Origin of the sequence: Mesorhizobium sp. M0938 (assembly GCF_040319125.1) — a bacterium.
Taxonomy (GTDB): Bacteria; Pseudomonadota; Alphaproteobacteria; order Rhizobiales; family Rhizobiaceae; genus Mesorhizobium; species Mesorhizobium robiniae.
The window spans coordinates 1-9,276 of the sequence record NZ_JAMYNS010000041.1 but is presented as its reverse complement, the minus strand read 5'-3'; the positions used below and the strand labels follow the sequence as shown (position 1 = coordinate 9,276).

The following is a 9,276-nucleotide window of genomic DNA, read 5'->3' as shown; positions in this document are numbered from 1 at the left end:
CTCGTCGGCACCATCAAGCCTGACGAATGCGCAAACTACTTCAACAACGCTGGATATGCTTCCGTAAAAACATGAAAGACTCTAGTTTGGAATTGTGGCCAGGTCGATCTCGGTAATATGCCAGCGGCCGAGGTTGGCTGTGTAAAGTTTATCGCCCTTGAAGGCGATGTTGGTGGGATGCGCCAGTGTGGTCGCCGCCGGGTCCTCGATCAGCACTTCGAGGCCTCTGTCCTGGCGCCAGCGATAGATCCGGCTTGGCTCGTAACATGAAATGAATAATGAGCCGTCCGGCGCAAAAGCCAATCCGTCCGGGACATTGTCGACGCCATCGACGACGACACGCCTGGCGCCAGCCGCGCCGTCAGCCAGTATCGGTACATAGCTGATGCACGTCGCATTGCTTTCCACCACATAAAGCCCGCCACCGTCCGGTGCCATCGCCATGCCGTTGGCAAAGGCCATGGCCTCGCGGCACCACAGGCCGCCGTCGCCTGTCTTGAGGTCGTAGCGAAAGATGCCGGAGCGGTTGTCTTCGCCTACGCTGTCCGAAACGTAGAGCCAGCCTCGTGTCTCGTCGACGATCGGATAGTTCGGAACGCGGATGCCGGCCGAGGCGAAGCGCTCCATAAGAGCCGTCCCGGCACTCCAGCGAAAGATCGCCGAATGCTTCAGATCGCAGGCAAAACAGTTTCCCGCGCTGTCGAAAGCGATGCCGAGCAGAAAACCTTCCGTGCCACCCATGCGTTCGACCGAGCCGCCATCGGCGGAAAGCCGCAAGAGATCGCCGGTTTCGGTGCCGCACCAGATCGACCCGTCGCGGTGGACGGCCACGCCCTCCGGATGGGCAACGCGCGGAGTTGTGAAGATGCCGTCGAAGAAGACCCGGGCGGCGGCCATCTCAAGCAACGGCTTTGCCACCTCAGCCTCCTGCCATCTGCGCGGCAATGCAACGCTGGACCATGATGCGGTCGGCGGCGAGGATCTTGGCGATGAGCGCACCACGCTCCTTGGCGCTGACGAATTCCAGGCGGCGCAGACCGAGGGGGTCGATTCGGTTTCGCAGGACGCCGAGCGTGTCGTTCGAGGGGAACGGAATTTCCCGACAGTCGGCATCGAAAGTCACGGGAAAACCGGTGGCATCGCGGATCTGCTGCTGCGTGATATCAGGCATGGTTTCGATGACAACCAATTCCCGGCTCGAGCGGTCGAGCCGAAACACACAAAGATCGGTGAACACCAGCGCCTCGCCGGTCCGATAGCCCATCGGCTCGCGTTCATTCTGGGTGAGCAGGCCGCGCGCCGAACTGGCGATCTCGACCGTCTCGACCAGCGACTGCACCGAATGGCGGGGAACGTAGAGCAGATAGTCGCGATGCATGTTGGCGACATCGGCCATGCCGCCCTGCCCGGGCAACCGGATAAGGCCGCCGTCGCGCTTGCGTAGCGCGATGGTGTTGACGCGGCCGCGTCGATCGACCTGTGCGGCGCCGACGATCTCATGGGTCACCGCACCAGCCTGGTAATAGGTCGAGTAGGTCTCGTCGCCACCGGCATGCGCCACCGCCGTCTCGCAATCGAGACTTTCGATCAGCGACAGGATCATCGGGCTCGGCGCGATGTCGAGGTGCCCACAGCTCATCGTCGCGATAATCATGTCAGGCGCGTGCGTCGCCTTGGCCAGCCGGTAGGCGACGTTGGCCAGCGGCGACACCGCACCTGCACTGGCAAAGCTGTCGTTGTCGAGCTCGGCGGCGATACGGGCGGCGATGATCTCGTCGACCGGCGCTTTCTTTTCGCCATGCGCGATCGCCGGCATTGCGAGGGCCGTTTCAACGCGGACTTTCGCGGCTTCTTGCAGCAGCTCGGGCATGCCCTCGGACAGCAGGCGCAAGCTGTCCGCCAAAGGCGTTTCCTTGGTCGCGAACGCCTCCGACAATCTCTGATAATCGGTCACATAGAAAGGCAGGCAGGAGGCCGGATAGGCGCCGCCCGGCGCCAGCGCTATGGCCGAAACCTGATTGCGGGTGAGAATGCTCTGCCTGCCATTCTGCCGCAGCGCTCCAACCGGAACGATTTCCTCGACCGTGACCAGCACTTGCCGCGCTGCGCCGGCCATGGCGAAGTCGAGCGCCCGCGGCCCGATGATCTGGACATTGCCGCTCTCGTCGGCGCGCTGGGCGTGGACGACGAACGTATCGAGCCGCAGCGGCGGGATGAACCCGGTCTCGGTCCCGGCAACGGGATCGGGAGCGGCGAGCGCGCCCGGCACACGCGCGAGCATGTCCGAGCCCTGCGGAAGCTGGAACGGCATTGACGGCAGGTTCTGCTGCGCCGCCCGCAACGCCTGGATCATCGCCAGCGCCGTCCAATCGCGGACGGGAACGGCATTTGTCTCGGCAACCGCGCGGAAACGCGGCGGAAGGCCGAAAATGTCCAGGCTGGAAAAGCAGAGGTCGATTTCCGCTACCGCATCCGCTTCGAGAAGCAGTTCGAGCGGCAGCCCGCCGGCCCAGCACACGTAGCGCAAATCCTTGATATCCGAGCGGGCGATGGCGCCCAGCAAAGCGATCGGCAGCCGGGCGAAATGATGGCCGCCGACGCCGAAGACGTCGCCGTTTCCAACCAAAGCAGCCAGCCCTTCGACATCGGTGAAGCGCGGGCGGTTCGGCTTGACCAAGGAGGTCATTGCGCAGCCTTCGCCCGCGCGGCGCTCTTTTCGGCGAACGCCTTCACTCGCCGTTGGCCGATCTCGCTGCGATAGAGCCCACCCAGAATGTCGCGTTCCATGGCAAGGCCTTCGGCCAGATCGCCCGACACGGCATGCGCCGTCAGCACTTTCAGTCCTTCGATCGCTGCAGCCGGTTCGGCGGCGATCATCTCGGCGAGCTCCAGCGCCCGCGGCATCAGCCTTTCGACGTCGACGACCTCGTTGACCAGTCCGGCGTCGATGAATTCGGAAGCCGGCACGATGGCGCCCGTCATCAGCAGGAGATTGGCACGGTTGCGGCCGAGTTTTTGGACGCTGCGCTGTGTGCCGCCGCCGCCGGGGATCAGACCGAGCTTGATCTCCGGCAGGCCGAGCTTCGCGAACTGATTGGCGATGACGATGTCGCAGCACAGCACCAGTTCCATGCCACCACCCAGCGCAAAGCCGTTGACCGCAGCGATCACCGGCTTGCGGTTGTTCTCGATCGCCGCGTACATGCGCGTGCCGGCGGCCTGGAAGGCATCGAACTCGGCAGCCGTCTGGCCGGCATATTCCTTGATGTCGGCGCCAGCCATGAAGCCGCGCCCCTCGCCGGTCACCACAATCGCACCGACACCGTCATCCCCGGACAGCGCCTCGAAAACATCGGTGATCTCGCCTTGCATCAGCCGGTTCATGGCATTGAGCTGGTCGGCGCGCCGAAAGGTGACGACCGCGACGCTACCCGAGACTTCTACGGTAAGTGTCTGGTAGGCGGCCATCGTCAGGTAGCGTCCACGGTCATGTCGCCGGACGCCTCAAGTGCTGCAATCTCGTCTTTGGAGAGGCCGAACTCGGCCAGGATCTCACGGCCATGCTGGCCGACCAACGGCGCTGGCCGTTCGATGGTTGCGGGCGTCTCGCTCATCTTGACCGCCGGCGCAACCACCCTCACCTTGCCGCCGCGCGGATGATCGTAGCTGGTGATCATGCCCATGTGCTTGACCTGCGGGTCCTCGGCCGCGCGGCGGATATCCTTCACCTCGGCGCACCAGATGTCGACCGCCAAGAGCCGCGCCAGCAGATCCTGCGTCGCGAACTTCCTGGTCTCGGCGTTGACCTTCTCGAACACCTCGTCGCGCTTGTCGAACAGGGTCTTCAGATCGTCATAGACGGCAAGCTGCGGCGCCTCCAATGTCTCATACAGCGTCTTGAACGGGCTCATGGCGATCGACACATGGCCGCCGTCCTTCGCTTCGTAGATGCCGAACGGAGCCTGCATTCCGGGATGGCCGATACCGGAATTGGGCCGCACGAAATCCTCACCGAGATTGAGCACAGCGACATATTCCTGATTGAGATGCGCGAGCATCCCGGCCAGCAAATTGACCTCGATCTTCTGGCCCTTGCCGGTTTTCTCGCGATAGTAGAGTGCCGACAATATGCCGTAGACCATGTTCATCGCGCCAATCTGGTCGGCGAGGCCGGCGCCGGCCGGTACAGGAGCCTGGTCGCCGCGGCCGGTATTGGAGATCAGACCGGACAGCCCCTGGATCAGCATGTCCTGACCGGGGCGCTCGACATAAGGGCCTTCCTCGCCATAGCCGGAGCCCGAACAATAGATGATGCCGGGATTGACTGCCTTGAAGTCCTCGTAGCCATAGCCAAGCTTGGCCAGCACGCCGGGGCGAAAATTCTGCACGACGACGTCGGCCTTCTTGGCCATGTCCATGACGATCGCATGCACCTTGCGGCTCTTCAGATTGAGCGCGATCGAACGCTTGTTGCGGTTCCAGGCGAGGAAGTTCGGGCTCTCGGAACCGCCGACCCATTTGGCGAAGAAGGTCATGCTGCGGAACATATCGCCGGCGCCGGCGCGCTCGATCTTGATGACGTCGGCGCCCATGTCGCCGAGCAGCTGCGTGGCGAATGGCCCCTGCAGCAGATGGCTGAAATCGAGGATACGGACGCCTTCGAGGGCCTTGTTCATTTCATGTCTCGTTTCGTGTTGTCAAAGCAGATCGGGAACATAGCGCGGCGCGGCGGTGAGCCCGCCATCGACGCGCAGGTCGGTTCCGGTGGTGAAGCCGGCGGCATCAGATGCCAGGTAGACGGCGGCTTCGGCCACTTCGGAAGGCTTGCCGATGCGGCCGAGCGGATGCATTTTGACCCAGGCCTTGGCGAGATTGCCGCCGATCTCCTTGATCAGCTTGTCGTTCATCGGCGTGTTGATGGTGCCTGGCGAGATCGAGTTGACGCGGATGTTGAGCGGGCCGAACTCGACCGCCATCTGGCGCGTCATCGCCATCACCGCGCCCTTGGCGCCGGCATAGGCGGTCCAGCCGTCGAGCCCGATATGCCCCTGCGCCGAGGCCATGTTGATGATCGAGCCCGATTTCTGCGCGATCATATGCGGCAGAGCGTATTTGCAGCCGCGAAAGACGCTGGTTAGGTTGACCGCGATCAGCCGGTGCCATTGCTCGTCGGTCATCTCGTGCACCGGCATGCCGCCGATGGCGATGGCTGCGTTGTTGACCAGCACGTCGAGACGTCCGGCCTTCTTGACGGCCGTGTCGATGAGGTTGGCGATGTCGGCCTCCTTCGACACGTCACAATGCAGGTAGTCGGCACGGTGGCCGGCGGTGCGCAAGTCCGTAGCGAAGCGTTCGCCCTGTTCGTCGGCGATATCGCTCAGGAAGACATGCGCCCCCTCTCTCGCCATCGCTTCCGAAATCGCATGGCCGATGCCGTCGGCGGCACCGGTGACGACGGCGGTCTTTCCCTGCAAGCGAGCCATGTCAGCCTCCATTCGCACGCCGTCGCTTCGCCTCGTCAAGGGCGACGGCGGCTATGATGATCATGCCGGTGATGACGAGCTGCCACTCGGTCGGCAGGCCGAGCCCGCGCAACCCGTTGGACAGGAACTGCAGGATCAGCACCCCGAGCGCCATGCCGGTCAGGCTGCCGATGCCGCCGGCAAGGCTGACGCCGCCGAGCACCGTCGCGGCAACGACCTGGAACTCGAAATTCAGTCCGGCCGTATGCTGCGCCGAGCCGACGCGAGCCGCGAGAATAATGCCGGCAACCGTTGCCAGCATCGCGCTGATGATGAAGCAGATGAACTTGACGCGGCGCACGTCATAACCGGCGAGCCGCGCCACTTCCGGATTGCCGCCGACGGCATAGATCTGCCGTCCGAACGGCCGGTGCCGCATCATTTAGGCGAAGGCAGCAAGCAGGACGAGCGCAATCACCGCCGAATAGGGAACGACATTGAACAGGCGGCCATCCGAGAGCGCAATGAAACTGTCGAGGGCGGCATCGTCGGGGATCGCGCGCTGGCCGGTATAGAAATAGACGCCGCCGCGCATGATGAACATCGTGCCGAGCGTCACGATCAGCGAGTTGATGCCGACATAGGCGGTGAGATAGCCATTCACCACACCGATGATCAGCCCGAACAGCAGCGCGCCACCGACGCCGAGCAGAAGGGAGTTCGTATCGTTCATGATGATGATCAGCGGCAGGGCAATGGTCGCCAGCAGCGATCCGATCGAAATGTCGACCTCGCCTGACATAAAGACGATGGCGCAGCCGATGCCGGCGGTCAGCGCCAGGGAAGCCTGTCCGAGCACGTTGGTCATGTTGCGCACGGAGAAGAAATTCTCGGCGGTAAAGGAAAAGAACACGATCACCATGATGAGGCAGAGGAGCAGCGCCAGTTCCTGCCGCGCGAAGAGCCGCGCCAGCATGGACGGTCCGGCTTTCATCGTATCGGTGCTTGCCAGGCTCATCACTTGCTCCCTTCGAAGGCGTCGGCCGAATGACAGGGAATGCTGCCGCAAAGCGTCATCGTCTTATCCGATCGCTGCATTGAGGATTTTCTCCTGCGTGGCGTCGTCGCGGGACATGATCGCGGTGAGCCGGCCTTCGCACATCACCGCGACACGGTCGGAAAGGCCCAGCAGCTCGGGCATTTCCGATGTCATCATGACGACCGCAAGGCCCTCGCCGGCGAGCCGGTCGATGAGCGCGAAGATCTCCGACTTGGCGCCGACATCGATGCCGCGGGTCGGCTCGTCGACGACGATCACCTTGAGGCCCCGCATCAGCCAGCGCGAGATCAGCACCTTCTGCTGATTGCCGCCGGACAGATTCTTGATCTCCTGGAACAGGCTGGGCGTCTTGATGCGGAAGCGGTCGACATAGTCCTGCACCGCCTTGCGTTCCCTGGCTTTGTCGATGAAGCCCATGTTGGCGAAAGTGCCTAGCGAGGCGAGGCTGGCATTCTGATACACCGGCAGCTCGCCCATCAGCCCTTCGCTCTTGCGGTCCTCGGTGAGCAGGCCGATGCCGAGCCGGACGCCCGTATGGGTGTCGTGCGGCAGCAGGCGGTGACCGTCGACGGAAATCGTGCCGGAGGTGATCGGATCGAAGCCGACAATCGCCTTGGCGAGTTCGGTTCGGCCCGCTCCCATCAAGCCGAAGAAGCCGAGGACTTCGCCGGCGTGCGCCTCGAAGGACACGTCCTTCAGCTTTTTCGCCGTGCTGAGCCCTTGCACGGATAAGGCGACCTTGCTGCCCGGCGCGCCGCGCTTGCGCGGAAACAGGCTTTCGATGCGACGGCCGATCATGTCCTGGATCAGCGTATCATTGGTGTGATCGCCGATCGGTCGGGTCGAGACGTGCCGGCCGTCGCGCAGAACAGTGACCGTGTCGGCGATCTCGAAAACCTCGTCGAGCTTGTGGCTGACATAGAGCACCGCAATGCCGAGCGCGGCCAGCCGGCGGATGACGGTGAACAGCAGCGAAATCTCGTTTGGCGTCAGCGAGGAGGTCGGCTCGTCCATAACCACGACGCGGGCTTCGTGGGCGAGAGCGCGCGCGATCTCGACCATTTGCTGCTGGCTGACCGGCAGCGATCCAGTCCGCGCCGCCGGATCGACGTTGAAGCCGATGCGGTTGAACAGCGCGGCGGAATCGGCGCGGATCTTCCTCCAGTCGATCGAGCCGCCCTTGCCGGTCGGATACCCCTCGAGGAAAATGTTCTCGGCGACGGTGAATTCGGAGATCAGCGCGATCTCCTGGAACACGACCTTGATGCCCTCTTTCAGGCTGTCGCGCGGCGACTTGATGTCGAGCTCGCGTCCGCGCATGCGGATGGTGCCGGCATCCTTGCCGTAGACCCCGGCCATGATCTTGATCAGCGTCGACTTGCCGGCGCCGTTCTCGCCCATCAAGGCGTGGATCTTGCCGGGCTCCAGCGTGAGGTCGACATTGTCCAGCGCCACCACGCCCGGAAAGCGCTTGTCGATGCCGCGCATCTCGAGCGCCGGCACGCTTGTATCGACGGCCGCGCCTTCGCCCGGGTGAAGGAAATCAACCGACATTGGCTCTGTTCCGGATGATGTCGAGATAGGTTGCCAGAATGATGACGATACCGGGCACCACCATCTGCAAATCCTGGTTCCAGCCGAGAATGATGATGCCGTTGTCGATCACTTTTAACACCAGTACGCCAAGCAGCGTGCCGAACAGCGAGCCGCGCCCGCCGAGCAGGCTGGTGCCGCCGAGGATGACGGCGGCGATCACCGTCAGCTCGAAGCCGCGTCCGGCGGTCGGCTGACCCGCATTCATCAGCGACGACAGGATCATGCCGGCAACCCCGACGCACAGGCCAGTGACGACGAAGGCGAACAGTTTCAGGCGCTCCGAGCGCACTCCGGAAAGACGAACCGCACGCTCATTGGCGCCGACCGCATAAAGGTAACGGCCAAGCGTGGTGAAGCGCAGCGTCACGGCTGCGATGGCAAAGATAACCACCGCGATGACGACGGGCAGCGGGGTCGCGCCGATATAGCCGGCACCCAGATTGGTGAAGCTGCTCAACCGGTGGTGGTTCTGCACCGCCTCGCGGGTGAACAGGTAGACGCCGCCCTGCAGCATCATCATCGTGCCGATGGTGGCGATCAGCGAATTCACCTTGAGCCTGGTGACGACCAGCCCATTGAACAGGCCTACCCCGCCGGCAAAGGCGAGTGCTGCCAGCATGCCGAGCGTGAGGCTGTGCGTCGAGTTGAGCACGGCCATGCCGATACAGCCGGTAAAAGCGAGCGACGCTCCGACCGAGAGATCGACCTCAGCGGTGACGATCAGCATGGTCATGCCCGAGGCGACGATCAGCACCAGCGCGCATTGGCGCAGGATGGCGATAATATTGGCCTCTGAATAGAACTGTGGCGCCGCGATCGAGATGGCGATGCAGAGCACGGCCAGGATAATCCCCAGCACGAGCTGGCTGCTGCCCAGCAGCTGGCCGCCGATGAAACGCCTTGGCGCGGAAGATTGCGTAAGCTCGCTCATTTCCATTTCATTTTCCGGGGCGGCATCGGGGTGCCGTCGCCATTTGGAAACCTGCCTCTTAAACCGGACGGTTGACCTGTTTTACCGTCGACATCCGATCGGCCGCCCCGGACCCAGAAGGCGGAGGGCGCGCAGCGGGCGCGAGGAAAGGAGTAAGAGGGGGGGGGGTTTTGCTGTCAATTTAAAGGGGGTGGTGGCCATATGAGAGGGGCAGATGTTATGAGGCG

At 63.2% G+C, this 9,276-nt stretch carries 7 protein-coding genes and 1 pseudogene; all 8 read right to left on the bottom strand.

The features are described 5' to 3' along the window. Positions 1 to 81 precede the first annotated feature (81 nt). The 8 genes and pseudogenes from NKH73_RS32230 to NKH73_RS32195 all read right to left on the bottom strand — a co-directional run bounded on the left by NKH73_RS32230 (position 82) and on the right by NKH73_RS32195 (position 9,049). Complete coding sequence (locus NKH73_RS32230; RefSeq protein WP_352939492.1) at positions 82 to 918, bottom strand: SMP-30/gluconolactonase/LRE family protein; 837 nt, start codon at positions 916 to 918, stop codon at positions 82 to 84. A 1-nt stretch (position 919) separates the two neighbouring features. Then, entirely contained in the window at positions 920 to 2,686 is a 1,767-nt protein-coding gene (locus NKH73_RS32225) for a CoA-transferase (protein ID WP_352939489.1), read from the bottom strand. Then, positions 2,683 to 3,468 (bottom strand): enoyl-CoA hydratase/isomerase family protein, encoded by a 786-nt coding sequence (locus NKH73_RS32220; RefSeq protein WP_352939486.1) that lies wholly within the window; start codon positions 3,466 to 3,468, stop codon positions 2,683 to 2,685. Before NKH73_RS32220 ends, NKH73_RS32225 begins: the two co-directional genes overlap by 4 nt. A 2-nt stretch (positions 3,469 to 3,470) precedes the next feature. After that, positions 3,471 to 4,676: a CaiB/BaiF CoA transferase family protein gene (locus NKH73_RS32215; protein WP_095488193.1), complete on the bottom strand. Its 1,206-nt coding sequence runs from the start codon at positions 4,674 to 4,676 to the stop codon at positions 3,471 to 3,473. Positions 4,677 to 4,697: 21 nt separating this feature from the next. Further along, the gene (locus tag NKH73_RS32210; protein ID WP_352939482.1) at positions 4,698 to 5,483 is read right to left on the bottom strand and encodes an SDR family NAD(P)-dependent oxidoreductase; all 786 of its coding nucleotides are present in this window, start codon (positions 5,481 to 5,483) and stop codon (positions 4,698 to 4,700) included. A 1-nt stretch (position 5,484) separates the two neighbouring features. After that, a pseudogene (locus NKH73_RS32205) lies at positions 5,485 to 6,330 on the bottom strand (ABC transporter permease). 213 nt (positions 6,331 to 6,543) lie between these two features. After that, the gene (locus NKH73_RS32200) at positions 6,544 to 8,076 is read right to left on the bottom strand and encodes a sugar ABC transporter ATP-binding protein (protein WP_352939479.1); all 1,533 of its coding nucleotides are present in this window, start codon (positions 8,074 to 8,076) and stop codon (positions 6,544 to 6,546) included. Beyond that, positions 8,066 to 9,049 (bottom strand): ABC transporter permease, encoded by a 984-nt coding sequence (locus NKH73_RS32195; RefSeq protein ID WP_352939476.1) that lies wholly within the window; start codon positions 9,047 to 9,049, stop codon positions 8,066 to 8,068. The genes NKH73_RS32200 and NKH73_RS32195 overlap by 11 nt, the downstream gene beginning before the upstream one ends. Positions 9,050 to 9,276: the final 227 nt, after the last annotated feature.